Genomic DNA, 26,439 nt, shown 5'->3' with positions numbered 1-26,439 from the left:
AGGGCCCGGTGTCCAACCCGGTCCAAGTGGCGAACGAGGCAGAGCGGATGTACGCGCTCGATCGCGCCATCAACGGCCTGCGCGAGGATGATCCGCTGGGTTCGGCATCTGTTCCGGTGACCGTCGGGCAGCGGGTGATCCTGTGGTCGCTACTCGTCATCGTGGTCGGTTGTGCCATTTGGGATCCGATGCGCACCGCGATCGTCCTGATCGGTATTTGCACCTTCGGCTATCTGTTGACGATGGGGGATCGCCTGCTGATCTTCCGGCAGGGCCTGGCATCGCGCGCCATCGAGATCACCGAGGAAGAGGCCCGCGAGATACCGGATGCCGACCTCCCGCGGTACACGATCCTGGTGCCGGCCTATAACGAGCCGGAGGTGGTCGGCGACCTGATCGGCGCCATGGCCCGACTGGAATACCCAACCGAAAAGCTGCAGGTGCTGCTGCTGCTGGAAGAAGATGACGACGTAACCATCGAGGCGGCGCAGAACTGCGCCCAGTCCGATGCGATCACCATCTGCCTGGTGCCCCCGGCCGAACCCCGCACCAAACCGAAGGCCTGTAACTACGGTCTACATTTCGCCACCGGTGACATCATCACCATCTACGACGCCGAGGACCTACCTGAGCCGCTCCAACTGCGTCGGGTGGTGACGGCTTTCAGCATTCTGCCCGATACGGTGGCCTGCATTCAGGCGAAGTTGGTGTACCACAACGGACATCAGAACATCCTCACCGGTTGGTTCACTGCCGAGTACGGTCTGTGGTTCGGTTATCTGCTGCCGGGCATGATGGGTAGCTCCTCGCCAATCCCGTTGGGCGGCACCTCTAATCACCTCCGTAAGGATGTGATGGATGAGATCGGTGCCTGGGATCCGTTCAACGTCACCGAAGATGCGGACCTGGGGCTGCGGATCGCGGCGAACGGATACCGCACCGCAGTCATCGATTCGACCACTCTGGAAGAAGCCAACAGCGACGGGATCAACTGGATCCGGCAGCGCTCGCGGTGGTACAAGGGCAACCTGCAAACCTGGCTGGTACAGATCAGGCGCCCCATTCGGCTGTTGCGCACCATCGGTTTCCGAAACTTCGTCCGGTTCAATCTGGTATTAGCCGGTACCCCGATCATCGCGGTGCTGAACCTGCTGTTTTGGATGATCACCGCGCTGTGGTTCCTCGGTCAGCCCGGCATCGTCGAAGACGTGTTCCCGCCGATCATCTACTTCCCTGCGCTGATCGCCCTGGTACTCGGCAACGCCGCAACGTTGTACATGAATCTGATCGCCCTGCGCGAGGACGACCGATCAGATTTGTTGTGGCCTGCGCTCACGGTGCCTATTTTCTGGGTGATGATGAGCGTCGCTGCGGCCAAGGGCGTCTACCAGATGATCCGAAATCCGTCCTACTGGGAGAAGACGTTCCACGGGTTGACCACCAAGGTCGACCTCGACGAACTCGACGCTGAGTCAGCCGAAAAGCAGTCAGCCCAACAGACATGAACACGATCGGCTGGTCGGACCGTCGACTGAAGCTCTCGGCTTTCTTCCTCGCGTTCGCGCTTTATCTGGGTGTCGGCTTCTGGCTGCAGGTGCAGCACGGCTTCATTCTCGGCGATGCGCTGTCGCGGGTATCGGCAGCCCAGGCCGTGGTATTCAGTCGCGATCCGCACCTGGCCGCCATCGGCTTTATTTTCACCCCGCTGACCGCGCTGGTGCAGGTTCCGCCCATTCTGTTCGCGCCCTTGTGGCCCGATATCTCCGCCAGGGCTTTTTCCGGAACGATCATGTCGTCGTTCTTCATGGCCGCTGCCGTTGCACAGATCCTCACCATGGGCGTCGACCGAGGATTACCGCGCGGCTACACGTTGGCGATCACCGTGTTGTTCGCCCTGAATCCGATGATCATCTTCTACGGCTCCAACGGGATGAGCGAGGCGCCGTTCATTTTCTTCATGTCCTGGGCCGTCCGTCGGCTGATCCTGTGGATGCTCGACGATGACGTCCACCATCTGGTCACCGCGGGCGGTATCGCCATGGGGTTGGCGTACCTCACCCGGTACGACGCCGTGGCTTGTATTGCCGCAGCGGGCTTTCTGGTCGGCTTCACCACCTATCGGCGGGCCCGCAAGGAACCGCGGGCGCTCCGCGCGGCGATGGACCTGATCATGGTCGCCGTGCCCGGTTTCGCGTCGTTCGTCGGCTGGGCCGTCGTCAGCTGGTTGATCACCGGCGAAGCCTTCGCGCAGTTCACTTCCCAGTACGGCAACTCGGCGATCCTGGCGCAATCCGGCCAGACGAAGCCGGACTTCGCTGCGGGCCTCGGTTTCGCCACCGCCTGCACACTGCTGCTGGCCCCGACCTTGGTTCCGATCGCGGCCTGGGCCGTGGTCCGCAGATGGGGTAAGCCGAACTGGCGGGTGTTGCTGGTTCCGCTGCTGATCTACGGTTCGGCGCTGGCATTCCAGGCCTACAGCTATGCCTCGGGATCGACGTTCCCGTTCCTGCGGTTCTACATCATCGCCATTCCGCTCACCGCCTGCCTGGCCATCCTGGCCGTTCCCGACGGGGTGCTGGTACCGGCCAAACGTCGAGGCCGATATGCCCCACCGCTGTCGCCGCCAGAACCACGCCCGCGTCAAAGGTGGGCTGCTTACCTCCCGGTGGCTGCGGCTTTTGCCTTGGCCATCCCGATCACCGCGTGGGGGATGGGGCAGCCGAAGTACGCCCCGCAGGAATACGCACTCGGTGCTGTGCTGTCGCCCGAACCGGACAGTGTCAGCAAGCAGAAGGCCCTCGAACATCGCATCGCAGCGTCGTTCTCCACCGAACGCGATATCGCGCACTACCTGGAGTCGTTGCACCTGCCTCCGAGTTCGGTGATCACCGACACCATCTACGGTTTCGCGATTATCGCGGCATCGCAGCGTCCTGACACCTTTGTGGTGCCATCGGATCCGGACTTCACCACACTGCTCAACAGTCCATCGGAATCCGGGGTGAAATACCTGCTTGCGGTGCCGCCGTCGGGCCGCGGAACCGCCGATGCCCTCAACCGGCGCTATCCGACGTTGTACGACACAGGGGCCGATATCGCGACACTGGAGCTGGAGATTCCCAATGACGGTGACAGCCAGCCGAACTGGCGCCTGTATCGGGTGAACGAGTCGGTGGCGCAACGATAGCCGCGAAGGGGCAGCTCGGCGCGCCGAGCCGTGACCAAATTCAGCAGTTGGCAGGCGTGAAGTCGGTGTACTGTGCGGGCGACGGCGGGGCAGCGTGAACGGCCTCGCCACCAATGAGAACGGAGTCTGAAATGGCCACCGAGTTCCACGGCAAGATCGAGCTGGATATCCGCGATTCAGAGGCGGATTGGGGTCCCTTTGCGGCGCCGACAGCGCCAGAAGGCGCTCCCAATGTGCTCTATCTCGTCTGGGATGACACCGGAATCGCCACCTGGGACTGCTTCGGTGGCCTGGTCGATATGCCGAATATGAGCCGAATTGCCGAGCGTGGCGTGCGGCTGTCGCAGTTCCACACCACCGCGCTGTGCTCCCCGACGCGCGCGGCGCTGTTGACTGGTCGCAATCCCACCTCTGTCGGGATGGCGACCATCGAAGAATTCACCGACGGATTTCCCAACTGCAGCGGGCGTATTCCGTTGGAGACCGCGCTACTTCCCGAGGTATTGGCCGAACGAGGCTGGAACACCTACTGCGTGGGCAAGTGGCACCTCACCCCGTTGGAAGAGTCGAATCTCGCGTCGACCAAACGGCATTGGCCGCTGTCACGCGGTTTCGAGCGGTTCTACGGGTTCATGGGCGGCGAGACCGACCAGTGGTATCCGGAGCTCGTCTACGACAACCATCCGGTGGCCCCGCCCGCGACGCCGGAGGAGGGGTATCACCTGTCCAAGGACATCGCCGACCGGACCATTGAGTTCATCCGTGACGCCAAGGTGATCGCCCCCGACCGACCCTGGTTCTCCTATGTCTGCCCCGGCGCCGGGCACGCGCCGCATCACATCTTCAAAGACTGGGCAGACAAATATGCCGGTCGCTTCGATATGGGTTACGAGCAGTACCGCGAGATCGTCCTGGAGAACCAGAAGCGGCTGGGAATCGTCCCGCCCGATACCGAACTGTCACCGGTCAATCCCTATGCCGAGACCACGGGTCCGAACGGCGAACCGTGGCCACTGCAGGACACCGTGCGGCCGTGGGAGTCTCTCGACGACGAAGAGAAGCGGTTGTTCGCCCGGATGGCCGAGGTGTTCGCCGGCTTCATGAGCTACACCGATGAGCAGATCGGTCGGATCCTGGACTATCTGGAGGAGTCCGGCCAGCTCGACAACACCATCGTCGTCGTCATCTCCGATAACGGAGCCAGCGGCGAAGGCGGGCCGAACGGATCGGTCAACGAGGGCAAATTCTTCAACGGCTATATCGACACCGTCGAGGAAAGCATGCGGTTCTACGACCAACTCGGCGGACCGGAGACCTACAACCATTACCCGATCGGGTGGGCGATGGCCTTCAACACCCCGTACAAACTGTTCAAGCGTTATGCCTCGCACGAGGGCGGTATCGCCGATCCGGCCATCATCTCGTGGCCCAAAGGTATTGCCGCGCATGGTGAAGTGCACGACAACTACGTCAACGTCGCCGATATCACCCCGACGGTCCTCGACCTGCTCGGCATCACGCCGCCCGCCACGGTACGCGGAATCCCGCAGAGACCCCTCGAAGGCATCAGTTTCAAAGCCGCACTGCAGAATTCGGATACTCCGACCGGCAAGACCACCCAGTTCTACACCATGCTGGGTACTCGCGGCATCTGGCAGCAGGGCTGGTTCGCCAACACCGTGCACGCCGCCAGCCCGGCCGGCTGGGGTCATTTCGACGCAGACCGCTGGGAGCTGTACAACATTGCCGCAGACCGCAGTCAGTGCCACGACCTGGCGGCGCAGCATCCGGAGAAGCTCGAAGAACTCAAGGCGGCGTGGTTCGCCGAGGCGGAGAAATACAACGGGCTACCGCTGGCGGATCTGAACATCTTCGAGACCCTGGGCCGGTTCCGGCCGTATCTGTCGGTCGACCGGAAGAACTTCACCTACTACCCGGGTACGGCCGAGGTCGGTAGTGGTGCGGCGGTCGAACTGCGCGGACAGTCCTATTCGGTGCTGGCCGAAGTGGTCGTGGATTCGGCCGACGTGGCGGGGGTGGTGTTCAAACACGGTGCCGGACACGGTGGGCATGTGCTGTTCGTGCAGGACGGCCGACTGCAGTACGTCTACAACTTCATGGGCGAGGAGGAGCAGCGGGTATCCGCACCCGATCCACTTCCGTTGGGCAGTAACATCTTTGGCGTTCGATATGAGCGCACCGGGACCGTTGAAGGCAGCCACACCCCACTGGGTGACGTATCGCTCTACGTAGACGATGTCGTCGTGGCGACGCGGTCGGGCGTGCGATCGCACCCCGGCAGCTTCGGGCTGGCCGGCGGCGGGGTCAGCGTCGGACGCAACGGCGGGCAGGCGGTATCCAGCGCCTATCAGACGCCGTATGAGTTCACCGGTGGAACCATCGTCAAGGTTGTCGTCGACATCTCCGGCACGCCCTACATCGATACCGAGAAGGAACTGGCGGCGGCGTTCGCCAGAGATTGACATGTGGTCTCCAACGACCCGTACGGTCGCTGCGGCGTTACTCGTCGCCGCGGCGACCGCCGGGTGCGGTGGCAGCGGTGAGACCGACGTCGCGTCCAGTTCGACGCCGGTCGCTTCCACGGCGGCGACAACAACAGCGACAGCCTTACCGACCTCGACACCGACCTCGACACCGACAGGGTCGTCCGGATCCTTCGAATTGCCCGCCTACGGCGTCGAACCCACCACCAGGACCTCGTTGCCGCCCAATGCCGACACATGTCCGGTGGACGGCACGGGCAACGTCACCTTCGGTGCGAAAGTTTCCGATCCGGCGGCACCACAGCTGGTGATCGGTGTGCCTGCCGGGTTCCTGCCGTCCACCGGAGAGGGTGATGTGGCGGTGACGATGCCAGGACCCGACGGTATGTCAGCGACGGTAACGATCGCGGCCACCGAATTGACACCGGAGGCCGCATTCAAGCAGTACGGCGACAAGCTCACCGCCGGAACGGAATTCAGCTCAATCAGCGTGTTGCCCGGCGACCTCTGCGGATACAGCGGTCAACGGCTGATGGGCAGTCTGGCCGCCAAGCCGGGGCAGGCGAAAGAGTTTCGCGACCGGATCGTGCACATCTGGACCAACACCAAGAACTATCTTGTTGCCGTTCACCTGGAGGGGGCCACCGGTGTGGCCGGCTTCGATGCGGCCGAGTCGGTGTTGATGGCGGACTTCGGAATCGTCATACCCTGAATCCGTGCTCACCGAGTTGATCGAGGTGCCGGGTGCGTCGTTCCGGATGGGGTCGACGCGGTTCTACCCGGAGGAAGCCCCCAGCCATCCCGTGACGGTGGCGGGCTTTGCGATGGAACGGCACCCGGTCACCAACGCGCAATTCGCCGAGTTCGTTGCCGCCACCGGTTACGTCACCGTCGCCGAACAGCCCCTGGATCCGGTGCTCTACCCGGGGGTGGCCGCGGCAGACCTGCTACCTGGGGCGTTGATTTTCCGGCCCTCGGTGGGCCCGGTCGACCTGCGCGACTGGCGGCAGTGGTGGGACTGGTCACCCGGTGCGTGCTGGCGCCATCCGTTCGGACCCGACACCGGAATCGCAGATAAAGCCGAGCATCCGGTGGTGCAGGTCGCCTATCCCGATGCTGTCGCCTACGCGGCCTGGGCGGGCCGTCGGCTGCCGACCGAAGCCGAATGGGAGTACGCCGCGGGCGGTGGCGCGGACACCACCTACGCCTGGGGTGACGAGCCTGCGCCCGGCGGAGTGCTGAGGGCGAACACCTGGCAGGGCCGCTTTCCCTACCGCAACGACGGCGCCGCCGGGTGGGTCGGCACCTCGCCGGTGGGCGCATTCCCGGCGGGCGCATTCGGGTTGGTCGACATGATCGGCAACGTCTGGGAATGGACGTCTACCCGGTACACCCCGCGCCATCGGCCCGGGGAGCGGGAAACGGCCGGGGGGCAGGAAAAGGCTTGTTGCACCCCCAGCCATGCCCCCGACCCCACCGTCAACCAGGCACTCAAGGGCGGATCGCATCTGTGCGCCCCCGAGTACTGTCACCGATACCGGCCCGCGGCCCGCTCGCCGCAGTCTCAGGACAGTGCCACCACACACATCGGATTTCGCTGCGCCGCCGACCTGCCCTGATGGTGAGCTGGAGCGATTTGGGTATTACCAGGTCGTCCCCTAGAATCTAGGGGTTGCCTTGAGCAGACCTCGGTTGGTTCAACCCTGCGTGCTCTTTGGGTGACGAGAATGTCTCGAACGTTTTGTTGTACAAGACCGCGCACGTCAGGTCGGAATCTGCCGTGCACACAGTAACCAGGTCGAGGAGATCTAGTGATTCAGCAGGAATCGCGAGTGAAGATCGCCGATAACACGGGCGCCAAGGAAATCTTGTGCATCCGCGTGCTCGGCGGCTCGTCGCGGCGCTACGCAGGCATCGGTGATGTCATCGTGGCCACCGTCAAGGACGCCATCCCCGGCGGCAACGTCAAGAAGGGCGACGTCGTCAAGGCGGTCATCGTCCGCACCGTCAAAGAGCGTCGTCGCGCCGACGGCAGCTACATCAAGTTCGACGAGAACGCTGCCGTCATCATCAAGGCCGATAACGATCCCCGCGGCACGCGCATCTTCGGCCCGGTCGGTCGCGAGCTGCGCGAGAAGAAGTTCATGAAGATCGTCTCCCTCGCTCCGGAGGTGCTGTAGATGAAGATCCACAAAGGCGACACCGTTCTGGTCATCGCAGGCAAAGACAAGGGCGCCCGGGGCAAGGTCCTGCAGGCGTTCCCGACCCGCAACCGCATCCTCGTTGAGGGCGTCAACCGGATCAAGAAGCACACCGCCGTCTCGCAGAATGAGCGCGGCGCATCCTCGGGCGGCATCGTCACCCAGGAAGCAGCTATCCACGTGTCGAACGTGATGGTCATCGACTCCGACGGCAAGCCGGCCCGGATCGGCTACCGCACCGACGAGGAGTCCGGCAAGCGCGTCCGCGTCTCCAAGCGCAACGGCAAGGACATCTGACGAACATGACAACCGTAGAAACTTCCGAGAAGGTCCAGCCCCGGCTGAAGGCTCGCTACCGCGAAGAAATCAAGCCCGCGCTGAACGAAGAGTTCAAATACCCCAACGTCATGCTGATCCCGGGCGTGGTCAAGGTCGTCGTCAACATGGGTGTCGGTGACGCCGCCCGCGACGCGAAGCTGATCAACGGTGCGGTCAACGACCTGGCCCTGATCACCGGTCAGAAGCCGGAGATCCGTAAGGCCCGCAAGTCGATCGCCCAGTTCAAGCTGCGCGAAGGCATGCCGATCGGTGCGCGGGTCACGCTGCGCGGCGATCGGATGTGGGAGTTCCTCGACCGACTGGTCTCGGTCGCGCTGCCCCGTATCCGCGACTTCCGTGGCCTCTCGGCCAAGCAGTTCGACGGCACCGGCAACTACACCTTCGGCCTGACCGAGCAGTCGATGTTCCATGAGATCGACATCGACAGCATCGACCGGCCCCGTGGCATGGACATCACCGTCGTCACCTCGGCGACTAATGACGATGAAGGACGAGCGCTGCTGCGGGCCCTCGGCTTCCCGTTCAAGGAGAACTGAGCAGATGGCAAAGAAGGCATTGGTCATCAAGGCCAACAAGAAGCCGAAGTTCGCAGTGCGTGGTTACACCCGCTGCAACCGGTGCGGTCGCCCGCACGCGGTGTACCGCAAGTTCGGGCTGTGCCGTATCTGCCTTCGCGAGATGGCACATGCCGGCGAACTGCCCGGCGTCCAGAAGTCCAGCTGGTAACCGGAACATTCCGGTCCACAGACCCTAGTTAAAAGGTGCGCAGTAGGCCCGCACAGCTTGTGCAGGGAACCGCTGCGAGGAAGGTGACACCGCTGTCATGACAATGACGGATCCAATCGCAGACTTCTTGACGCGTCTGCGTAACGCCAACTCGGCGTTCCACGACGAGGTGACTTTGCCGCACTCGAAGATCAAGGCGAATATCGCCGACATCCTCAAGCGCGAGGGTTACATCAACGACTACCGCACCGAAGATGCCCGCGTTGGCAAGTCGCTGGTGGTCTCGCTCAAGTACGGCCCGAGCCGTGAGCGCAGCATCGCCGGCCTCCGCCGGGTCAGCAAGCCCGGTCTCCGGGTGTACGCAAAATCCACCAATCTGCCCCGCGTGCTGGGTGGCCTTGGCGTGGCGATCATCTCCACGTCCTCTGGTCTGCTCACCGACCGTCAGGCGTCCCGAGCGGGCGTTGGCGGCGAAGTCCTCGCGTACGTCTGGTAGCGGGATAGGAGAACGGAACTATGTCGCGTATTGGAAAGCAGCCGGTCTTGATCCCGGCTGGTGTGGACGTCAACATCGACGGACAGAACGTGTCGGTCAAGGGCCCCAAGGGCACCCTGACCCTGGATGTGGCCGAGCCAATCTCGGTGTCGCGCAACGATGACGGCGCCATTGTGGTGGCCCGACCCAACGACGAGCGGCTCAACCGCTCGCTGCACGGGCTGTCGCGCACCCTGGTGGCCAACCTCATCACCGGTGTCACCGAGGGCTACACCAGGAAGATGGAGATCTTCGGAGTGGGCTACCGCGTCGTGCTCAAGGGCCAGACCCTGGAGTTCGCACTCGGCTACAGCCACCCGGTGATCATCGAGGCTCCCGAGGGCATCACCTTCGCCGTCGAAACCCCCACCAAGTTCTCGATCACCGGTATCGACAAGCAGAAGGTCGGCCAGATCTCGGCGAATATCCGCCGCCTGCGTCGCCCCGACCCGTACAAGGGCAAGGGCGTGCGGTACGAGGGTGAGCAGATCCGCCGCAAGGTCGGAAAGACAGGTAAGTAGTCATGGCTCAAACAGTTGAAGAGACCGGTAAGCGCGCGACGGTAGGCAAGAGCGTTTCGGCCACCCGCCGGGTGTCCCGCCTGCGTCGTCATAACCGACTGCGCAAGAAGGTGACCGGAACCGCTGAGCGTCCGCGCCTGGTGGTCAACCGCTCGTCGCGGCACATCCACGTCCAGCTGGTCAATGACTTGACCGGTACGACCATTGCGGCCGCCTCGTCCATCGAGGCCGACGTCCGTGGTGTCGATGGTGACAAGAAGGCGCACAGCGTCCGGGTCGGTCAGCTCATCGCTGAGCGTGCCAAGGCAGCCGGCGTCGAAACCATCGTGTTCGACCGCGGCGGTAACACCTACGGCGGGCGGATCGCGGCTCTGGCCGACGCCGCCCGTGAGAACGGACTGAAGTTCTAGTGCATACCAACGGAAGGACCGCATGATGGCGGAGCAGACGTCAGGTACTGAGGGCGCTGTGGCGGCCAGCAGTGCCGGAGCCGCCGGCGCAGCGGATACGCGTGGCGGAGGCCGCGGCGACAGTCGTGGTGATAATCGGGGTCGTCGCGACGACCGCGGTGGTGGCCGTGGCGGTCGCGACAGCGGCGGCGACAAGAGCAACTACCTTGAGCGCGTTGTCACCATCAACCGCGTCTCCAAGGTCGTCAAGGGTGGTCGGCGCTTCAGCTTCACCGCGCTGGTCATCGTCGGTGACGGCAAGGGCATGGTCGGTGTCGGCTACGGCAAGGCCAAAGAGGTTCCCGCCGCGATCGCCAAGGGCGTCGAAGAGGCTCGTAAGAACTTCTTCCGCGTTCCGCTGATCGGCAGCACCATCGTCCACCCCGTTCAGGGTGAGGCGGCTGCGGGTGTCGTGATGCTGCGTCCGGCCAGCCCGGGTACCGGTGTCATCGCCGGTGGCGCGTGCCGCGCCGTGCTGGAATGTGCTGGAGTGCACGACGTCCTGGCCAAGTCGCTGGGCAGCGACAACGCGATCAACGTGGTGCATGCCACCGTTGCCGCGCTGAAGATGATCCAGCGTCCCGAAGAGGTGGCGGCCCGTCGCGGTCTGCCGATCGAGGATGTTGCGCCGGCCGGAATGCTGCGCGCGCGTCGGGAAAGCGAAGCGCTGGCCGCGTCGGCAGCGCGTGAGGGAAGCAGCTAGTCATGGCATCTGAAAGTGGACAAGTGAAGATCACCCAGGTGCGCGGGACTGTTGGCGCACGTTGGACGCAGCGGGAAAGCCTGCGGACTCTGGGACTGCGCAAGATTCGCCAGTCCGTGGTCCGTGAGGACAACGCCCAGACGCGCGGCCTGATCAAGGTCGTGCACCATCTCGTCGAGGTCGAAGCAGTAGAGGAGGCAGCCAAATAATGACTGCCATCAAGTTGCATGATTTGAAGCCGGCTCCCGGTTCGAAGACCAAGAAGACCCGCGTTGGTCGCGGCGAGGGCTCGAAGGGTAAGACGGCTGGCCGCGGTACCAAGGGCACCGGGGCGCGCAAGAACGTCCCCGTGCGCTTCGAGGGCGGGCAGATGCCGATCCACATGCGGCTGCCCAAGCTCAAGGGCTTCCGCAACCGCTTCCGCACCGAGTACGCCGTGGTCAACCTCGGCGATCTCACCAAGGCGTTCCCCGAGGGTGGCGAGTTCGGCGTCGACGAGCTGGTTGCCAAGGGTCTGGTTCGTAAGAACACGCTGGTGAAGGTTCTCGGCGACGGCAAACTGACCGTCAAGGTCAACATCACGGCGCACAAGTTCAGTGGTAGCGCGCGCGAGGCGATCACCGCCGCGGGCGGCACGGCCACCGAGCTCTAAAGTCAGATAACGTGAAGGCCCCCGCCCCGGCGGGGGCCTTTTCGTTTCGCATCATCATCGAAAGCGTCTCCAACCCCGAGGAGCTGGACCATGACCCGCCACCGACGTAGCAGGGCCGTCACCGTAATACTGGCCGGGGCCTGCCTGAGCCTGGCGGCTGTGGTGGGTGCTGCCGGTGCGGGTGCCACCCCCGAGGACGACGCCTTCGCCAATGCGGTTGCACAATTGGGCATCCCGAACGACCAAGGGGTAAACCTGCCCGATGTCGGGCATAGCGTCTGCAACATGCTGAACACCGGACTGCAGGGCAGCGTCAATCCGGTTCCGGTGGTGCGTGGCGTGGTCAGCCAACTCCAGAGCGGCGGTCTTTCTCGCGCTCAGGCGGGCGGTCTGCTGCGGGTCGCGACAAGTATCTACTGCCCCGAGCACGCCGCACTCCTGGGCCGGTAGGTCAGGTTTGGCGCCGGGCGCCCACGACGTCGCGGAACAGGGCCTGGCGCAGGGCCAGCTCGCGTGGATCGCTGATCAGGTGGAACCCCGACCGGTTCATCAGGTAGGCAAACCCGATACCGGTATCGGGGTCGGCAAATCCGAACGATCCGCCGAAACCCGGTGTACCGAAGGCCTTGCCGGACGAGCCGAACTGAAAGTCCGGAAAAGGTTTGCAGAAGCCCAACGAATACTCCGAGTGCGTGTTCAGCACCTTGTCGCGCACACCGCCGGACGGGTTTCGCGCGGCCGCCGTCAACTCGTCGACAGTTTCTGGGGTCAGGCCGAGTTCGGCTCCACCTGTGGCCGCGATACCGTACAACCGCGCGACGGCACGGGCGGTTCCGATGCCATTGGCTGACGGAATTTCGGCACTGCGCACCTCATCGCGGTTGTAGTCACCGGCGAAGGCGTTGACGTCGGACGGCACCGCCGTGGCCCGCGCAGTCAGCCCGACGGGATTCAGTGCCACCGCGAGAAACCCCGGTGGCATCGCCCGCAGATGCAACAGCGTTTCCGCCCGCTTCCAATTGTGCACGTGGGCAACGCGATTGCGGTCGATACTGGCGGGCAAGCCGATATGCAGGTCCAACCCGAGGGGGCCGGTGATCTCTTCGGCCAGATAGCGGCCCAGGGTGCGGCCGTGTTTGTCTGTCCGGCGGATGAGCTCGGATTCGTACCAGCCGACGGTGATCGCGTGATAACCGTGCCTGGTGCCCGGCTGCCATGCGGGTTTCTGCCTCGCCAGGATCGGTGACAGCTTCGCCGCCGGATCGGCGACGTCACGCAGAGTCGGGGCCGGTGTGAGGGCGCAGAGTCCGGCCTGGTGCGCCAGCAGCTGGCGAACCGTCACCTCGGCTTTGCCGTTCTGCGCGAACTCGGGCCAATAGTCACAGACCCTGGCGTCGTATGACAGCAGCCCGCGCGAGACCGCGTGCGCAAAGGTCAGCGCAGCAACGCCTTTCGTGGTCGAGAACATGTTGACCATGGTGTCGGACTGCCACGGTGCCATGGTGGAGCCGTTGCGATAGCCACCCCACATATCGACGACCTTGACACCGTCGCGATACACCGCGACCGCAGCGCCGATCTCGCGACTGGCGGCGAAATTGGCGCGGAAGGCGTCGGCGACCTTGCCGTAGCCCTCGTCGGCGCCGCCGTCGATGCGCTCTGGTGACACCTTCATCTTCAGAACCATCAGTGCTCCTGAACGCGGGGGGATGACGTCATCGGCTCACGGTACGACGGACAGGCCCCGCCGTTGGTCACCTCGGCGACCTTCGCGGCGTCGGTAGGCTCGTGGCATGTTCGCTCTCGCCGGTATCCCCGGTCTTGATGATGTTCGCGCCTTCGCCCGCAACGTGGATACCGCCCGCCACCACGGCGTCCCTGACGGCTGTGTGCTCGAACTCGACCTGCAGACCGTGCCGTCGGAGACCGGCGGTTTCGACCCGCTGGCGGTGCTGTCGGGGGTTCTTGGCTCTCATCGTCCACTCCTGCTGCGCGAGGCGGTCGCCGCCATCCACCGGGCTGCAGAGGACCCACGGGTGGCCGGCCTGATCGCACGGATTCAGATCCCCGCGGCCGCAGCGGGCCCGGTGCAGGAGTTACGTGAGGCGATTGCGGCGTTCACCGTGGTCAAACCGTCGCTGGCCTGGGCTGAGACCTATCCCGGCACGCTGTCGTACTACCTGGCGTCGGCCTTCGGCGAGGTGTGGATGCAACCGTCGGGCACTGTCGGCCTGGTGGGTTTCGCCACCAACGCGATGTTCCTGCGCGACGCACTGGACAAAGCCGGTATCGAGGCCCAGTTCATCGCCCAGGGTGAATACAAGTCTGCGGTGAACGTCTTCACTCAGAACAGCTACACCGATGCGCATCGGGAGGCCGATACCCGGCTGCTGGAAAGCCTGCACGCCCAGGTGTGGGAGGCTGTCGCCGCCGCCCGCAACATCGAACCCGCCGCTGTCGATGCACTGGCCGACCGCGCACCCTTGCTGCGTGACGACGCGGTCACCGGTGGCCTCGTCGACCGCATCGGTTTCCGCGATGAGGCGTATGCGCGTATCGCGGAAAAGGTTGGTGCCGAGGGTATCTCGCCGGAAACCGGTGACGCTGACGCTGACCCGGACGCCGATGGTGCGCCGCCGCGGCTGTACCTGGCCCGCTACGCGAAGGCGACCGGCGGTAACAAATCCCAGCTGCCCGCGGTGTCGGTTCCCGGGCGCAAGGCAAAGCCGACGATCGCGGTGGTCACCCTCGCCGGACCGATCGTCAGCGGACGCGGTGGCCAAGGGCTGTCGCCGTTCGGAACCTCAAGTGCCGGTGGCGATACCATCGCCGCCGCACTTCGAGAAGCCACCGCGAACGACGCCGTCGGCGCCATCGTATTGCGGGTCGACAGCCCCGGCGGTTCGGTGACCGCCTCGGAGACCATCTGGCGCGAGGTGGTCAGGGCACGTAAGGCGGGCACCCCGGTGGTGGCGTCGATGGGGGCTGTCGCAGCATCCGGCGGTTACTACGTGTCGATGTCTGCCGATGCGATTGTGGCCAACCCCGGAACGATCACCGGGTCGATCGGTGTGCTGACCGGCAAGCTGGTGGCCCGCGACCTCAAGGACCGGTTGGGGGTCGGCTTCGACGGGGTGCGGACCAACGCGAATGCCGATGCCTGGTCGGTGAACGCGCCGTTCACCCCCGAGCAGCACGCGCAGGTGGAGGCCGAAACCGAAGTGTTCTATACCGATTTCGTCCAGCGCGTGGCCGACGGCCGGAACCTCACGATCGAGGCGGTCGAGGAGGTGGCCCGCGGCCGGGTGTGGACCGGAGCCGATGCGCACAGCCGGGGTCTGGTCGATGAGCTCGGCGGTCTGCGGACCGCTATCCGGCGTGCCAAAGTGCTGGCAGGCCTTGACGAGGACGAAGAGGTCAAGATCGTGAATTACCCCGGCTCGTCGTTGCGGGACATGATGAGGCCCAAGCAGTCCTCGCTGCCCGCAGCGGCGTCGCTACCCGATGCGGTCGGTGCGGTGCTGGCTCGATCGGTGGCCGGGATGATCAGTCAGGCACAACGTTCGGTGACGGGGACCAATGTGGTGTGGCTGGGGGAGTCGCGCTTCTGACTGCGGTTCCTAGGCGAGCTTCCTAGGCGAGCTTTGCGCTGACGTAGACGATCTCACCGAGCGGGTCACCTTCTTCGCGAGGCGGGACGGCGGGCAGCCCAAGGCGCTCGAAGAGTTCGGTTCGCGACGAGCCCGTCACCTGCCAACCGATATCGCGCAGGTATTCCATCACGTGGCTGCGCTGGCCCGCGTAGACCAGCGTCGACATATCGATATCGAGGCCCTGCGCGCGCAGCGGCGCCGACATCTCGCTGGCCTTCTCGGCATCGAAATCCATGATGCCGGGCGCATATTCGGTACCGACGGTGCTGCCGGCCGCCGACAGTGCGGTGATCTGGTCGAACAGCCGGTCCTGAGCCTCGGGTGGCAGATAGATCAGCAGCCCCTCGGCCAGCCACGCCGTCGGCAGGGCAGGATCGAAACCCGCTGCTGCCAGGGCCGCAGGCCAGTCCTCGCGCAGGTCGATGCCGACGGTCCGGTGCGTAGCGGTGGGTGTCGCGCCGATTCCGGCCAACGTCTGCGTCTTGAACTCGATGACCTGCGGCTGGTCGATCTCGTAGACCACCGTGCCCGCCGGCCACGACAGTCGGTACGCCCGCGAATCCAGACCGGATGCCAGAATGACGGCCTGCCGGATACCAGCGGCCGTCGCCGCGGTGAAGTAGTCGTCGAAGTACTTGGTGCGCACCGCCATTCCGTCGATCATGGCCTGCACCCGCTCCGGAGATCCGTCCGGGAACTGCGTCGCATCCAGCTCGCCGTCGAGCATTTTGGAGAAGAACTCGATCCCGACCGCGCGAACCAACGGCGCCGCATACGGATCGTCGATCAGTCCTCGTGGATCCGCTGTTGCGATGGCGCGTCCCGCGGCCACCATCGTCGCGGTGGCGCCGACGCTCGACGCCAGGTCCCAAGAATCATCACCAGTGCGTGCCATAGGAACCTACTTTAGGGTCGCGGCGAGGTAACCGGAACCGCCGACCAGCCGCGTGAGCTCATTGTCGGGCAGTACGAAGCCGTGCGCGGCATAGGACTCCTGCGTCGAAGAGATGCTGACATCCCACCCCCGGGCGCTCAGATAATCCCTGGCGAGATTGCGCTCACCTGTGTAGAACAGTGCCGCGAGATCCAGACCCGAACCAAGGCGGCGGGTCCGCTCGGTGAGCTTCTTCGCCCAGTCCTCGGGCAATTCGGACATGTCCATATGCTCGGTCGCCAGCCGGCTGCCCGGTGCGCTGAGCGCGGTGATGTTGTCGAACAACCTGTCCTGGGCGTCCGGCGGCAGATAGGGCAGCAGCCCTTCGGCAATCCATGCGGTGGGCAGATCTGCGTCGAAACCCTGTTCGCGCAACGCTGTTGGCCAGTCATCGCGCAGGTCGATAGCTACTGTGCGGCGATCGGCGGTAGGGGAGTTGCCCAGGTCTGTCAACGTGCGGGTCTTGAACTCGATGACCTGGGGCTGATCGATCTCGAAGACGACGGTGCCCGCCGGCCATGCCAACCGGTAGGCCCTGGTGTCCAGACCGGATGCCAGGATCACGGCCTGCCGGATGCCTGCTGTCGTGGCGTCGGTAAAGAAATCGTCGAAGAACCTGGTGCGTACGGTGATCTGTTCGTTCATCGCCTGTCGGTTCAACACCGGATCGTCGTCGACAAAGACCTCACCATCGACCATGCGGACGAAGTGCTCGAGGCCGACCGCCCGCACCAGGGGTTCGGCGAAGTGGTCGTCGAGAAGGGCGCCGGGGCCTTGGGACGCCACTGCGCGGCCGGCTGCGACCGCGGTCGCGGTGGCACCCACACTCGATGCCAGGTCCCAGCTGTCGCCGTCGGTGCGTACAGAAGTGCTCTCTGCCATGGGTTTTCCTTAAGTTCGTAGGTGCAGTTACTTACGTGTTGTTACGTTGTGCTGTAACCCGGGTGGGTCGGGTGAGGCGGAATGGGTTTTTGCCGGCCTGGTGGTGCGGCTTGAAAGGACTGGCCGCCCGACCTGCCTGGACTTCTCTGGCCGCTGATTGAGATCTGCGATGTGATCGCTTGTTTAAGGAAATGCCGGCGGAGTTGTCCCTGGGGATGCTGTTGGCAGACAAGCGAATAGGGGATCTTCTGATGGGCCAGTTGTGGGCTGGTGTAGATGTTGGTAAGGAACATCACTGGGTGTGCGTGGTCGACGGCACCGGGACGGTGGTGTTGTCGCGCAAGCTCGTCAATGACGAGCAGTCCATTCGTGGCCTGATCGGTGAGATCGACACGATGAGCCAGACCGTGTCCTGGACGGTCGATTTGACCACGGTGTATGCCAGCTTGTTGCTGACGGTGCTGACCAACGCCGGCAAATCGGTGCGCTACTTGTCGGGCCGCGCGGTCTGGCAAGCCTCGGTGACCTACCGCGGCGGAGAAGCCAAGACCGACGCCAAAGACGCCCGAGTCATTGCCGATCAATCGCGGATGCGTGGCACCGATCTGCCGGTGTTGCACCCCGACGACGACCTGATCACCGAACTGCAGATGCTGACTACTCATCGCGCGGATCTGGTGGCCGACCGCACCCGCACGATCAACCGGCTGCGTCAGCAACTCGTAGCGGTGTGCCCGGCATTGGAACGAGTCGCCACACTGACCCAGGACCGTGGCTGGGTGGTCTTGTTGTCGCGTTATCAGCGGCCGAAAGCTATTCGGCAAAGCGGTGTTTCGCGGTTGACGAAGACGTTGACCGAGGCCGGGGTGCGCAACGCAGCCACTATCGCCGCGGCCGCTGTCGCGGCTGCCAAGACCCAGACGGTGCGGTTGCCCGGCGAAGACGTCGCCGCAGGACTGGTAGCCGAGTTGGCGCAGGGGGTGATTGCCCTCGATGAGCGCATCAAAGCTACTGACGCCGATATCGAGGGCAGGTTTCGCCGTCATCCGCTCGCCGAGGTGATCACCAGCATGCCCGGTATTGGGTTCCGGCTCGGCGCTGAGTTTCTCGCCGCGGTGGGTGATCCAGCGTTGATCGGGTCGGCCGACGAACTCGCCGCCTGGGCCGGCTTGGCCCCGGTTTCCCGCGACTCGGGCAAACGCACCGGACGCCTGCAGACTCCCAAGCGCTACAGCCGACGACTGCGCCGCGTCATGTACATGTCCGCGCTGACCGCCATCCGCTGCGATCCCCATTCTCGGACTTACTACCAGCGCAAACGCGACGAAGGTAAACGGCCAATCCCCGCCACCATCTGCCTGGCCCGGCGCCGCACCAACGTCCTCTACGCCCTCATCCGAGACAACCGCACCTGGCATCCTGATTCACCCCCACTTACCAAGAAAGCCGCTTGACTTCTTCATTGAGAGTCCTTACGTGCGGAGTGCGGTGATGGCAACGGAGTCACGTAGCGGTGCCATCGAGGTGTGATCGGGGAAGCGTCGGCCGTAGTCGGCGAACAGATCGGGGCGGTTGCGGGTATTGACCTGCCAGCCGCGGGCCAGTAGATAGTCCACGACGTTGTTGCGGGCGCCCTCGTAGAACAGCTGACCGAGATCCAGGTCGAGACCGCTACCGCCCCACTGACCCATGATCGCCTTGGCCCGTTCACCGAGGGTGGCACCAAAATCGCCGCCGTGGAATTCGGTGGCCACCCGGCTTCCCGGTGCAGAGAGTGCGGTGATGTTGTCGAAGAGCCGGTCCTGGGCCTCTGGCGGCAGATACATCAACAGTCCCTCGGCGCTCCACGCCGACGGCCGGTCGGGGTCGAACCCGGCCTGGCGCAACGCTGTTGGCCAGTCGTCGCGGAGGTCGATGGCGACCACGCGCCGCTCGGCGGTGGGTTCAGCGCCCAGCGCCGCCATTGTCGTGGTCTTGAACTCGACGACCCGCGGTTGGTCGAGCTCGTAGACAACGGTTCCTGCCGACCACGGCAGCCGGTAGGGCCGCGAATCCAGGCCCGCGGCCAGAATCACTGCCTGATCGATGCCCGAGCCGCTGGCATCGGTGAAGAAGTCTTCGAAGAACTTGGTGCGCACCGCCATGGCATCGGTCATCAGCCGGACACCGTCGGCGGCCTCCGCGCTCTGCCCGGCGGTCGAGGCCGCGATATCACCGTCGACCATCGTGGTGAAGAAGTCGATCCCGACAGCCCGCACCAGCGGTGCGGCGTAGGGATCGTTGATGATGGGGTCGGGTTCAACGGTGGCCAGCGCCCGCGCTGCCGCGACCATCGTCGCGGTCACGCCCACGCTGGACGCCAGATCCCAGGTATCGGTATCCGTGCGTTCCATCGCCAGCCCCGTTCTACTTCGTGGATGTGCTGTAGATGATTTCGGCGAAATGGGCGTCACTGTCCTCACGCGCCGCAAGCCCGTGCTTGACCATCAGGTCTCTGGCCGAGATGGCTGTGGTCTTCCAGCCGTGGCCTTCCATGTAGTCCGTCACGTCGGCGCGCTCGCCGAGGTAGACAAGTTCGGAGAAGTCCACATCGAACCCGTGGCCGCGCCACTGGTCCGAGACCGCCTGCATCTTCTTACGGGTTTCCTCTTCATCCAGATCGGCATCGTGGACCACGCCTTCGGCGGCCAACCGGCTACCCGGCGCGCTCAGCTCGGAGATCTGATCCAGCAGGCGGTCCTGTGCGTCGGGGGGCAGGTAACCGAACAAGCCTTCAGCGATCCACGCAGTCGGCGCTGACGTGTCGAACCCGGCGTCCTGTAGTGCAGCCGCCCAGTCGTTGCGCAGATCGACCGGGACGGCGCGCAGGTCTGCCGTCGGCTGGGCGCCGAGCTCGGCCAGCGTCCGGGTCTTGAACTCGATGACCTCTGGCTGGTCGATCTCGAAGACCACCGTGCCGGTCGGCCAGTTCAGCCGGTACGCCCTGGCGTCGAGGCCGGAGGCCAGGATGACGGCCTGTCGGATGCCGGCGTCGCCGGCTTCTGCGTAGAAGTCGTCGAAGAAGCGGGTGCGGGCAGCCATCCCGTCGGCGAAGCGGTTCATATTGCCGACACCGCCGGTGCCGTCGGGGTCCAATTCGGAGAGATCGAGTTCACCAGAGGCCAACTTGGTAAAGAAGTCGATACCGACCGCCTTGACCAATGGCTCGGCGAACGGATCGTCGATGACCGGGTCGGCAGCTTTGGTGGCAAACGCCCGGGCGGCGGCCACCATCGTCGCGGTCGCACCCACGCTTGAGGCCAGATCCCAGGTGTCGTTGTCGGTTCGTGCCATCGCCAATACCTCCGCTGTTCGACATGCAGTCAACTGCTGTCCATGTTAATTAGTCTATATAACGACCTGTTGACGAGAGTACGCCCGCTGATCTGGGAGCGACCTGTGGGTTTGGCGAGCTCACGCGGATGGAGGGTTTAACTGGGCCAGCTGTTACTCTCGTAGACTGTTTGACAGGTGAGTCCGCAGGCCGTGGGCCTGCCGGTTCGGCACAGTACGCAGAACTACCAAACGCTGGCTCGGCCAGCCCCATTGGCACGCCGCGATAGAGCCCGGCTGCCCAGGAGGAAGAGTGCTCTCGGCTTTCATCTCTGCGCTGCGGACACCCGACTTGCGGCGGAAGATCCTATTTACGCTGGGCATCGTCATCCTCTACCGCGCCGGCGCATCGTTGCCGTCGCCAGGGGTCAACTACCGCAACGTGCATCAGTGCATCGAGCAGGTCAGTGGCGGTGAGTCCGCGCAGATCTACTCCCTGGTGAACTTGTTCTCCGGTGGTGCACTGCTGCAGTTGACGGTGTTCGCGGTGGGCGTCATGCCCTACATCACCGCCAGCATCATCGTGCAGCTGCTCGGCGTGGTGATCCCACGGTTCGAACAGCTGCGTAAAGAAGGCCAGGCCGGTCAGGCCAAGATGACGCAGTACACGCGCTATCTGACGGTGGCGCTGGCGATTCTGCAGGCCACGAGCATCGTGGCACTGGCGGCCAGCGGAAACCTGCTGCAGGGCTGCACGCTGGACGTCATCCCCGATACGAGCATCTTCGCGTTGGTCGTGATCGTGTTGGTGCTGACCGCAGGCGCGACGCTGGTGATGTGGATGGGCGAGCTGGTCACCGAGCGCGGTATCGGCAACGGCATGTCGCTGATGATCTTCGCCGGTATCGCCGCCAGGATCCCGGCCGAGGGCAAGTCCATCCTGGACAGCCGTGGCGGCCTGGTGTTCTCCGCGGTGTGTGTGGCTGCACTGGTCATCATCGTCGGCGTGGTGTTCGTCGAGCAGGGCCAGCGCCGCATCCCGGTGCAGTACGCCAAGCGCATGGTGGGCCGTCGCATGTACGGCGGTAGCTCGACGTATCTGCCGCTGAAGGTCAACCAGGCCGGTGTTATCCCGGTGATCTTCGCGTCGTCGCTGATCTACATTCCGCACCTGATCACCCAGCTGGTCGAGAGCGGCAGCAGCAACCCCGGCACCAGTTGGTGGTCGAAGTTCGTCGCAAATCACCTCAGCAACTCCACTGACCCGATCTATATCGGCATCTACTTCGCGTTGATCATCTTCTTCACGTACTTCTACGTCTCGATCACCTTCAACGCCGACGAACAAGCCGACAACATGAAGAAGTACGGCGGCTTCATCCCCGGTATCCGACCGGGTAAGCCGACCGCGGACTACCTACGTTTCGTGCTGAGCAGAATCACGCTTCCTGGCTCTATCTACCTGGGTCTTATCGCCGTCCTGCCGAACGTCTTCCTCGGCTTCGGCAACGGTGGCGGTATCCAGAACTTGCCGTTTGGCGGTACAGCGGTTCTCATCATGATTGGCGTCGGTTTGGACACTGTTAAACAAATCGAAAGCCAGCTGATGCAGCGCAACTACGAAGGGTTTCTCAAGTGAGAATCGTTTTGCTTGGACCGCCGGGTGCCGGCAAAGGAACGCAGGCTGTCCAGCTGGCGGAGAAGCTGGGGATTCCGCAAATCTCCACCGGCGACCTGTTCCGGCACAACATCAGCACCGGCACCCCGCTGGGCCTGGAGGCCAAGAAGTACCTCGACGCCGGCGATCTGGTGCCCGCCACGTTGACCAATGCCCTGGTCGACGACCGGCTCAACGATGAGGACACCGCGTCAGGGTTCATCCTCGACGGGTTCCCCCGCTCGGTGGAACAGGCCGAGGCGCTGCACGACATGCTGGAACGGCGCAACCTCAAGCTGGACGCCGTGGTGGAGTTCCGGGTCTCCGAGGACGAGCTGCTGAAGCGACTCAAGGAGCGCGGACGCGCTGATGACACCGATGACGTCATCCTCAATCGGATGAACGTCTACCGCGACGAGACCGCCCCGCTGCTGGATTACTACTCCGACGAACTCAAGACCGTGGACGCGGTGGGCGCTGTCGACGAGGTGTTCGCCCGCGCATTGAGCGCCCTCGGCCGCTAGGCCAGACGATGGTGTCCTTGCCGGGGTTGCGTAGCCGAAAGGTCGTCCCTCAACGCACCGCCGGTGAATTGGACGCGATGGCGATCGCGGGAGCGTTGGTCGCCGCCGCGCTGCGTGCGGTCAAGGAAGCTGCCGCGCCAGGGGTATCGACACTGGCGCTCGACGAGATCGCCGAAACGGTCATCCGCGAGGCCGGTGGCACCCCTTCTTTCCTGGGCTATCACGGTTTTCCGGCGTCGATCTGCTCGTCGGTCAACGACAGGGTGGTCCACGGGATCCCGTCGGCGACCGAAGTACTGGCACCGGGCGATCTGGTGTCGATTGACTGCGGGGCCATCGTCGACGGCTGGCATGGGGATTCAGCGATCACGTTCGGGGTCGGTGCGCTGATCCCGATCGACGAAGCGCTGTCCGCCGCCACCAGGGAATCGATGGAGGCCGGTATCGCGGCGATGATTCCCGGTAACCGCCTGTCCGATGTCTCTCATGCCATCGAGCTCGGCACCCGGGCCGCTGAAATCCGGTACGACAGGAAGTTCGGCATCGTCGCGGGTTACGGCGGCCACGGTATCGGCAGACAGATGCACATGGATCCGTTCCTGCCCAACGAGGGCGCCCCAGGTAAGGGGCCGACCCTGGCGCCCGGCTCGGTGCTGGCCATCGAACCCATGCTCACTTTGGGCACGGTGAAAACCGTCGTACTCGACGACGAATGGACGGTCGTGACCGCCGACGGGACCCGTGCCGCGCACTGGGAACACACCGTCGCCGTCACCGACGATGGTCCCCGGATACTCACCACCTTCTGACAGTGAACCGATTGGCCCGCCACCACGTATCACTGGCGGGAGGTTGGCTGACGTGGAAAGCCGTGAGGATCCGGAAACGGCGCTGATGCGCGTGCTCTATGACGAGCACGCTGCCGCGCTGTGGCGTTACGCTGTGCGGCTGACCGGTGACCGGGCCCGGGCCGAGGATGTCGTACAGGAAACCCTGTTGCGGGCCTGGGCACATCCGGAAGTGACCGAAGACAGCGAACGCTCGGCCAGGGCCTGGTTGTTCACCGTCGCGCGCAACATGATCATCGACGAACGGCGCAGCGCGCGTTTCCGCAAAGAATCGGGCACTCTGGAAACGGCGGGGGAACCGGAGAACACCGGGCCGGATGAGGTCAACGCCGCCCTCGACCGACTGCTGATCGACGACGCGTTGGCTCAACTGTCCGTCGATCACCGCGCGGTGATCCGGCGGTCTTATTATCTGGGCTGGTCCACAGCCCAAATAGCTGCGGACCTTGATATTGCTGAGGGCACCGTCAAGTCGCGACTGCATTACGCGGTGCGGGCGCTACGGCTGACGCTGCAGGAGATGGGGGTGACACGATGACCATCGACGACGCGCCAGATCGCTACGCCCTCTGGGATGCCGCCTACGTGCTTGGCTCGTTGTCGAGCGCGGAGCGCCGCGAGTACGAGAACCACCTCACCGGCTGCCCGTCTTGCCGGGCGTCGGTTTCCGACCTGTGCGGGGTACCCGCGTTGCTGGCCCTGCTCGACCGCGACGAGACGGCTGCGGCGAGCGATGAACTACCCGCGGCCCCGCCGCCGCTGCGCCCCGAGGTACTGACCACCCTGCTGGAGAAGGTGACCCGCCGCCGTCGGCGGACCCGCTGGTTGACATGGTCGGTGACCGCCGCAGCCGCCGCCGTGCTGGCGCTGGGGGTTTTCATCGCGGTGCGCCCCGGACCGGTGGTGCCGGTATCCGACCCGCCGCGGGCGTCGGCCGCCGCGATGACCATGGACCCGATGATGCCGTCGTCGTTGGAGGCCACGGTGACCCTGACCAGTCAGGGCTGGGGCACCCACCTCGAGATGGCCTGCACCTACCAGTGGGCTCCGGAAGGTGAGCACTCCGCCGGCGAGGAGACTGACACCGGGGACAAGCTGGCGATGGTGGCCGTCAGTCGTGACGGTAACCACACCCAACTGGCAACCTGGATGGCGTTATCGGGTACCACCGCGCGTCCGACCGGCAGCACATCCATGCCGATCGACGAGATCGTTGCCGTACAAGTGGTTTCCGCTGACAGCGGGGATGTGCTGCTCCAGCGCAATCTGTGATTTGTCCGGCGCGGTGCGCGTCGTTCACCCCTGAGTGCAAAGCACATGCGGTATGAATGGGCGGATGGCCCCGCCCTTTTCGTCGACCAGTCCCCGCGACGAGCACGACCCCATCGGGCAGGCGCGGATCAACTGGGAGCGGGCCGGCTGGGGTGACGTCGCCGACGGCATGGTGGCAGTGACATCGGTGATGCGGGCACATCAGATCCTGCTTGCCAGGGTGGAGAACGCGCTGCGGCCCTACGATCTGAGCTTTTCCCGTTTCGAGCTGCTGCGGCTGCTGGCTTTCAGTCGTAACGGTGCGCTGCCGATCACGAAAGCCTCCGACCGGCTCCAGGTGCACGTCACCAGCGTCACCCATGCGATCCGCCGGCTGGAAGCCAACGGATTGGTGCAACGGGTGCCGCATCCCACCGATGGCCGCACCACGCTGGTCAGCATCACCGAACTCGGTAGATCCACCGTCGAGGATGCGACGGTCACGCTCAACGAGAAGGTGTTCGCCGATATCGGTATCTCAGAAGCCGAGTCGCGGTCGTTGGTGTCATCTATCGAGACGATGCGCCGAAACGCCGGCGACTTCTGAATTTCCCGCGAGCAGACGTAAAGGGGTCCCTCAGACGGGCGTGTCGAGGGACGTTTGCGGCTGCTCGCGGTTAAAGGTCAGCGCAGCATCTCGATGACGGCGCTGAAATCCTGATCGGCGTGTTCGGTGGCGAATTCGGCGTAGATCTGTGCGGCATGGCTGCCCAGCGGCGCGTTGGAACCGGTCGACGACACCGCGGCCATGGCCAGGCCGAGGTCCTTGTTCATCAGTGCGGTCGCAAAGCCGGGCTTGAAATCGTTATTGGCCGGAGAGGTCGGAACAGGTCCTGGCACAGGGCAATTCGTGTGCACGGACCAGCAGTTGCCGGTCGCGCCGGTGATCACGTCGAACAACGACTGCGCAGAAAGGCCCAACTTCTCGGCCAGCACGAACGCCTCACCGACCGCGATCTGCTGCACCGCGAGCACCATGTTGTTGCACACCTTGGCCGCTTGGCCCGCACCGGCGTCGCCGCAGTGAATCACCTTGCCTGCCATCGGATCCAGGACAGGCTTGGCGCGCTCGACCGCCGATTCCTCACCGCCGACCATGAACGCCAGAGTGCCCGCGGTCGCACCCTTGATACCGCCGGAGACGGGTGCGTCGATCTGCGCAAAGCCCGCGGCTGCGGCGTCGGCGTGGATCTGTCGCGCGTCATCGACGGAGATGGTCGAGGTGTCGATGAACAGGGCGCCTGCCTTGGCGGCCGGCAGGACCTCCGCGTAACACTTCTTGACGATATCGCCGTTCGGCAGCGAGGTGATGACCACGTCGGCCTCGGCGACCGCCTCGGCGCCACTGCCAAATATGCTGGCGCCCTTGCCTTCGGCAGCCTCTGCCAGTGCGGGTACCGGGTCGAAACCGCGCACGGTGTGACCACCTGCAACCAAGTTGGCCGCCATCGGGCCGCCCATATTTCCCAGGCCCAGGAACGCAATGGTGCTCATCGATCTA

30 protein-coding genes are annotated in these 26,439 nt (G+C 64.4%); 24 read left to right on the top strand and 6 right to left on the bottom strand.

All coding sequences use genetic code 11. From position 1 onward, the window contains the following. Positions 1-47 precede the first annotated feature (47 nt). The 16 genes from ADBZ9O_RS27555 to ADBZ9O_RS27480 all read left to right on the top strand — a co-directional run bounded on the left by ADBZ9O_RS27555 (position 48) and on the right by ADBZ9O_RS27480 (position 12,267). Entirely contained in the window at positions 48-1,505 is a 1,458-nt protein-coding gene (locus tag ADBZ9O_RS27555) for a glycosyltransferase (protein ID WP_526533572.1), read from the top strand. Next, on the top strand, positions 1,502-3,187 hold the full coding sequence (locus ADBZ9O_RS27550; protein ID WP_526526367.1) for an ArnT family glycosyltransferase: 1,686 nt from the start codon (positions 1,502-1,504) through the stop codon (positions 3,185-3,187). Before ADBZ9O_RS27555 ends, ADBZ9O_RS27550 begins: the two co-directional genes overlap by 4 nt. 131 nt (positions 3,188-3,318) lie before the next feature. Then, a complete protein-coding gene (locus ADBZ9O_RS27545) occupies positions 3,319-5,670 on the top strand; it encodes an arylsulfatase (RefSeq protein ID WP_526526365.1) in 2,352 nt (783 codons plus the stop codon). Position 5,671: 1 nt separating this feature from the next. Beyond that, complete coding sequence (locus ADBZ9O_RS27540) at positions 5,672-6,403, top strand: hypothetical protein (RefSeq protein WP_526526364.1); 732 nt, start codon at positions 5,672-5,674, stop codon at positions 6,401-6,403. A gap of 4 nt (positions 6,404-6,407) precedes the next feature. Further along, positions 6,408-7,310: a formylglycine-generating enzyme family protein gene (locus tag ADBZ9O_RS27535; protein ID WP_526526362.1), complete on the top strand. Its 903-nt coding sequence runs from the start codon at positions 6,408-6,410 to the stop codon at positions 7,308-7,310. 192 nt (positions 7,311-7,502) lie between these two features. After that, positions 7,503-7,871, top strand: a complete 369-nt coding sequence (gene rplN / locus ADBZ9O_RS27530; RefSeq protein WP_264068369.1) for a 50S ribosomal protein L14 — start codon at positions 7,503-7,505, stop codon at positions 7,869-7,871. Then, positions 7,872-8,189 carry a 50S ribosomal protein L24 gene (gene rplX / locus ADBZ9O_RS27525; RefSeq protein ID WP_264068368.1) on the top strand — a complete coding sequence of 106 codons (318 nt, stop codon included), beginning with the start codon at positions 7,872-7,874 and terminating at the stop codon, positions 8,187-8,189. It abuts the gene before it with no gap. 5 nt (positions 8,190-8,194) lie between these two features. Further along, positions 8,195-8,767, top strand: a complete 573-nt coding sequence (gene rplE / locus ADBZ9O_RS27520) for a 50S ribosomal protein L5 (RefSeq protein ID WP_526526361.1) — start codon at positions 8,195-8,197, stop codon at positions 8,765-8,767. Between the two features lie 4 nt (positions 8,768-8,771). Then, positions 8,772-8,957 (top strand): type Z 30S ribosomal protein S14, encoded by a 186-nt coding sequence (locus ADBZ9O_RS27515; RefSeq protein WP_149374958.1) that lies wholly within the window; start codon positions 8,772-8,774, stop codon positions 8,955-8,957. A 97-nt stretch (positions 8,958-9,054) separates the two neighbouring features. After that, positions 9,055-9,453, top strand: coding sequence for a 30S ribosomal protein S8 (rpsH, locus tag ADBZ9O_RS27510; RefSeq protein WP_526526360.1), 399 nt, complete (start codon positions 9,055-9,057; stop codon positions 9,451-9,453). A gap of 20 nt (positions 9,454-9,473) precedes the next feature. Next, on the top strand, positions 9,474-10,013 hold the full coding sequence (rplF, locus tag ADBZ9O_RS27505; RefSeq protein ID WP_526526358.1) for a 50S ribosomal protein L6: 540 nt from the start codon (positions 9,474-9,476) through the stop codon (positions 10,011-10,013). 2 nt (positions 10,014-10,015) lie between these two features. Then, a complete protein-coding gene (gene rplR, locus ADBZ9O_RS27500; protein WP_526526356.1) occupies positions 10,016-10,423 on the top strand; it encodes a 50S ribosomal protein L18 in 408 nt (135 codons plus the stop codon). Positions 10,424-10,481: 58 nt separating this feature from the next. Then, positions 10,482-11,165: a 30S ribosomal protein S5 gene (gene rpsE, locus ADBZ9O_RS27495; RefSeq protein ID WP_526533570.1), complete on the top strand. Its 684-nt coding sequence runs from the start codon at positions 10,482-10,484 to the stop codon at positions 11,163-11,165. 2 nt (positions 11,166-11,167) lie between these two features. Beyond that, positions 11,168-11,374 carry a 50S ribosomal protein L30 gene (gene rpmD / locus ADBZ9O_RS27490; protein ID WP_526526354.1) on the top strand — a complete coding sequence of 69 codons (207 nt, stop codon included), beginning with the start codon at positions 11,168-11,170 and terminating at the stop codon, positions 11,372-11,374. Continuing rightward, positions 11,374-11,817: a 50S ribosomal protein L15 gene (gene rplO / locus ADBZ9O_RS27485; protein ID WP_526526353.1), complete on the top strand. Its 444-nt coding sequence runs from the start codon at positions 11,374-11,376 to the stop codon at positions 11,815-11,817. Before rpmD ends, rplO begins: the two co-directional genes overlap by 1 nt. Before the next feature lie 90 nt (positions 11,818-11,907). Continuing rightward, on the top strand, positions 11,908-12,267 hold the full coding sequence (locus tag ADBZ9O_RS27480; protein ID WP_526526351.1) for a DUF732 domain-containing protein: 360 nt from the start codon (positions 11,908-11,910) through the stop codon (positions 12,265-12,267). Position 12,268: 1 nt separating this feature from the next. Here the strand turns inward: ADBZ9O_RS27480 and ADBZ9O_RS27475 are convergent, their stop codons facing one another. After that, positions 12,269-13,504 carry a serine hydrolase domain-containing protein gene (locus tag ADBZ9O_RS27475; RefSeq protein ID WP_526526350.1) on the bottom strand — a complete coding sequence of 412 codons (1,236 nt, stop codon included), beginning with the start codon at positions 13,502-13,504 and terminating at the stop codon, positions 12,269-12,271. 106 nt (positions 13,505-13,610) lie between these two features. Between ADBZ9O_RS27475 and sppA the strand changes: the two genes are divergently transcribed. Further along, positions 13,611-15,428 (top strand): signal peptide peptidase SppA, encoded by a 1,818-nt coding sequence (gene sppA, locus ADBZ9O_RS27470; protein WP_526526348.1) that lies wholly within the window; start codon positions 13,611-13,613, stop codon positions 15,426-15,428. Positions 15,429-15,450: 22 nt separating this feature from the next. On the opposite strand, the gene ADBZ9O_RS27465 is transcribed toward sppA, so the two are convergent. Then, a complete protein-coding gene (locus ADBZ9O_RS27465) occupies positions 15,451-16,365 on the bottom strand; it encodes a class I SAM-dependent methyltransferase (RefSeq protein ID WP_526526346.1) in 915 nt (304 codons plus the stop codon). Positions 16,366-16,371: 6 nt separating this feature from the next. Continuing rightward, positions 16,372-17,286, bottom strand: a complete 915-nt coding sequence (locus ADBZ9O_RS27460; RefSeq protein WP_526526345.1) for an SAM-dependent methyltransferase — start codon at positions 17,284-17,286, stop codon at positions 16,372-16,374. Positions 17,287-17,537: 251 nt separating this feature from the next. On the opposite strand from ADBZ9O_RS27460, the gene ADBZ9O_RS27455 reads away from it, so the two are divergent. Next, a complete protein-coding gene (locus ADBZ9O_RS27455) occupies positions 17,538-18,740 on the top strand; it encodes an IS110 family RNA-guided transposase (protein ID WP_526526344.1) in 1,203 nt (400 codons plus the stop codon). An 18-nt stretch (positions 18,741-18,758) separates the two neighbouring features. Here the strand turns inward: ADBZ9O_RS27455 and ADBZ9O_RS27450 are convergent, their stop codons facing one another. Together ADBZ9O_RS27450 and ADBZ9O_RS27445 are read right to left on the bottom strand one after the other, a co-directional pair. After that, positions 18,759-19,679 (bottom strand): class I SAM-dependent methyltransferase, encoded by a 921-nt coding sequence (locus tag ADBZ9O_RS27450; RefSeq protein WP_526526343.1) that lies wholly within the window; start codon positions 19,677-19,679, stop codon positions 18,759-18,761. 13 nt (positions 19,680-19,692) lie between these two features. Next, positions 19,693-20,619: a class I SAM-dependent methyltransferase gene (locus ADBZ9O_RS27445; RefSeq protein WP_526526341.1), complete on the bottom strand. Its 927-nt coding sequence runs from the start codon at positions 20,617-20,619 to the stop codon at positions 19,693-19,695. A 292-nt stretch (positions 20,620-20,911) separates the two neighbouring features. Between ADBZ9O_RS27445 and secY the strand changes: the two genes are divergently transcribed. The 6 genes from secY (at position 20,912) to ADBZ9O_RS27415 (ending at position 25,485) form a co-directional block, all read left to right on the top strand. Then, positions 20,912-22,237: a preprotein translocase subunit SecY gene (secY, locus tag ADBZ9O_RS27440; RefSeq protein WP_526526339.1), complete on the top strand. Its 1,326-nt coding sequence runs from the start codon at positions 20,912-20,914 to the stop codon at positions 22,235-22,237. Continuing rightward, a complete protein-coding gene (locus tag ADBZ9O_RS27435; RefSeq protein ID WP_526526338.1) occupies positions 22,234-22,779 on the top strand; it encodes an adenylate kinase in 546 nt (181 codons plus the stop codon). Before secY ends, ADBZ9O_RS27435 begins: the two co-directional genes overlap by 4 nt. 8 nt (positions 22,780-22,787) lie before the next feature. Beyond that, positions 22,788-23,588, top strand: a complete 801-nt coding sequence (map, locus tag ADBZ9O_RS27430) for a type I methionyl aminopeptidase (RefSeq protein WP_526526337.1) — start codon at positions 22,788-22,790, stop codon at positions 23,586-23,588. Positions 23,589-23,673: 85 nt separating this feature from the next. Continuing rightward, positions 23,674-24,165: an RNA polymerase sigma factor gene (locus ADBZ9O_RS27425; RefSeq protein WP_526533568.1), complete on the top strand. Its 492-nt coding sequence runs from the start codon at positions 23,674-23,676 to the stop codon at positions 24,163-24,165. Next, positions 24,162-24,899 carry an anti-sigma factor family protein gene (locus ADBZ9O_RS27420; RefSeq protein WP_526526335.1) on the top strand — a complete coding sequence of 246 codons (738 nt, stop codon included), beginning with the start codon at positions 24,162-24,164 and terminating at the stop codon, positions 24,897-24,899. Before ADBZ9O_RS27425 ends, ADBZ9O_RS27420 begins: the two co-directional genes overlap by 4 nt. Positions 24,900-24,963: 64 nt before the next feature. After that, positions 24,964-25,485 (top strand): MarR family winged helix-turn-helix transcriptional regulator, encoded by a 522-nt coding sequence (locus ADBZ9O_RS27415; protein WP_526526333.1) that lies wholly within the window; start codon positions 24,964-24,966, stop codon positions 25,483-25,485. A 77-nt stretch (positions 25,486-25,562) separates the two neighbouring features. Here the strand turns inward: ADBZ9O_RS27415 and mmsB are convergent, their stop codons facing one another. Beyond that, positions 25,563-26,432: a 3-hydroxyisobutyrate dehydrogenase gene (gene mmsB, locus ADBZ9O_RS27410; RefSeq protein WP_526526331.1), complete on the bottom strand. Its 870-nt coding sequence runs from the start codon at positions 26,430-26,432 to the stop codon at positions 25,563-25,565. Positions 26,433-26,439: the final 7 nt, after the last annotated feature.

The organism is Mycobacterium sp. (assembly GCF_965229105.1).
GTDB lineage: Bacteria > Actinomycetota > Actinomycetes > Mycobacteriales > Mycobacteriaceae > Mycobacterium.
The sequence above is the reverse complement of the archived record's forward strand: the minus strand, read 5'-3'. Positions and strand labels throughout refer to the sequence as shown.

What these genes read in the sequence shown, in the direction of transcription:
- ADBZ9O_RS27555 (WP_526533572.1), top strand. Translation starts at nt 48, where the DNA reads ATGTACGCGCTCGATCGCGCCATCAACGGCCTGCGCGAGGATGATCCG.
- ADBZ9O_RS27550 (WP_526526367.1), top strand. Translation starts at nt 1,502, where the DNA reads ATGAACACGATCGGCTGGTCGGACCGTCGACTGAAGCTCTCGGCTTTC.
- ADBZ9O_RS27545 (WP_526526365.1), top strand. Translation starts at nt 3,319, where the DNA reads ATGGCCACCGAGTTCCACGGCAAGATCGAGCTGGATATCCGCGATTCA.
- ADBZ9O_RS27540 (WP_526526364.1), top strand. Translation starts at nt 5,672, where the DNA reads ATGTGGTCTCCAACGACCCGTACGGTCGCTGCGGCGTTACTCGTCGCC.
- rplX (WP_264068368.1), top strand. Translation starts at nt 7,872, where the DNA reads ATGAAGATCCACAAAGGCGACACCGTTCTGGTCATCGCAGGCAAAGAC.
- rplE (WP_526526361.1), top strand. Translation starts at nt 8,195, where the DNA reads ATGACAACCGTAGAAACTTCCGAGAAGGTCCAGCCCCGGCTGAAGGCT.
- ADBZ9O_RS27515 (WP_149374958.1), top strand. Translation starts at nt 8,772, where the DNA reads ATGGCAAAGAAGGCATTGGTCATCAAGGCCAACAAGAAGCCGAAGTTC.
- rpsH (WP_526526360.1), top strand. Translation starts at nt 9,055, where the DNA reads ATGACAATGACGGATCCAATCGCAGACTTCTTGACGCGTCTGCGTAAC.
- rplF (WP_526526358.1), top strand. Translation starts at nt 9,474, where the DNA reads ATGTCGCGTATTGGAAAGCAGCCGGTCTTGATCCCGGCTGGTGTGGAC.
- rplR (WP_526526356.1), top strand. Translation starts at nt 10,016, where the DNA reads ATGGCTCAAACAGTTGAAGAGACCGGTAAGCGCGCGACGGTAGGCAAG.
- rpmD (WP_526526354.1), top strand. Translation starts at nt 11,168, where the DNA reads ATGGCATCTGAAAGTGGACAAGTGAAGATCACCCAGGTGCGCGGGACT.
- rplO (WP_526526353.1), top strand. Translation starts at nt 11,374, where the DNA reads ATGACTGCCATCAAGTTGCATGATTTGAAGCCGGCTCCCGGTTCGAAG.
- ADBZ9O_RS27480 (WP_526526351.1), top strand. Translation starts at nt 11,908, where the DNA reads ATGACCCGCCACCGACGTAGCAGGGCCGTCACCGTAATACTGGCCGGG.
- ADBZ9O_RS27475 (WP_526526350.1), bottom strand. Translation starts at nt 13,504, where the DNA reads ATGGTTCTGAAGATGAAGGTGTCACCAGAGCGCATCGACGGCGGCGCC.
- sppA (WP_526526348.1), top strand. Translation starts at nt 13,611, where the DNA reads ATGTTCGCTCTCGCCGGTATCCCCGGTCTTGATGATGTTCGCGCCTTC.
- ADBZ9O_RS27465 (WP_526526346.1), bottom strand. Translation starts at nt 16,365, where the DNA reads ATGGCACGCACTGGTGATGATTCTTGGGACCTGGCGTCGAGCGTCGGC.
- ADBZ9O_RS27460 (WP_526526345.1), bottom strand. Translation starts at nt 17,286, where the DNA reads ATGGCAGAGAGCACTTCTGTACGCACCGACGGCGACAGCTGGGACCTG.
- ADBZ9O_RS27455 (WP_526526344.1), top strand. Translation starts at nt 17,538, where the DNA reads ATGGGCCAGTTGTGGGCTGGTGTAGATGTTGGTAAGGAACATCACTGG.
- ADBZ9O_RS27450 (WP_526526343.1), bottom strand. Translation starts at nt 19,679, where the DNA reads ATGGAACGCACGGATACCGATACCTGGGATCTGGCGTCCAGCGTGGGC.
- ADBZ9O_RS27445 (WP_526526341.1), bottom strand. Translation starts at nt 20,619, where the DNA reads ATGGCACGAACCGACAACGACACCTGGGATCTGGCCTCAAGCGTGGGT.
- map (WP_526526337.1), top strand. Translation starts at nt 22,788, where the DNA reads ATGGTGTCCTTGCCGGGGTTGCGTAGCCGAAAGGTCGTCCCTCAACGC.
- ADBZ9O_RS27425 (WP_526533568.1), top strand. Translation starts at nt 23,674, where the DNA reads ATGCGCGTGCTCTATGACGAGCACGCTGCCGCGCTGTGGCGTTACGCT.
- ADBZ9O_RS27420 (WP_526526335.1), top strand. Translation starts at nt 24,162, where the DNA reads ATGACCATCGACGACGCGCCAGATCGCTACGCCCTCTGGGATGCCGCC.
- ADBZ9O_RS27415 (WP_526526333.1), top strand. Translation starts at nt 24,964, where the DNA reads ATGGCCCCGCCCTTTTCGTCGACCAGTCCCCGCGACGAGCACGACCCC.
- mmsB (WP_526526331.1), bottom strand. Translation starts at nt 26,432, where the DNA reads ATGAGCACCATTGCGTTCCTGGGCCTGGGAAATATGGGCGGCCCGATG.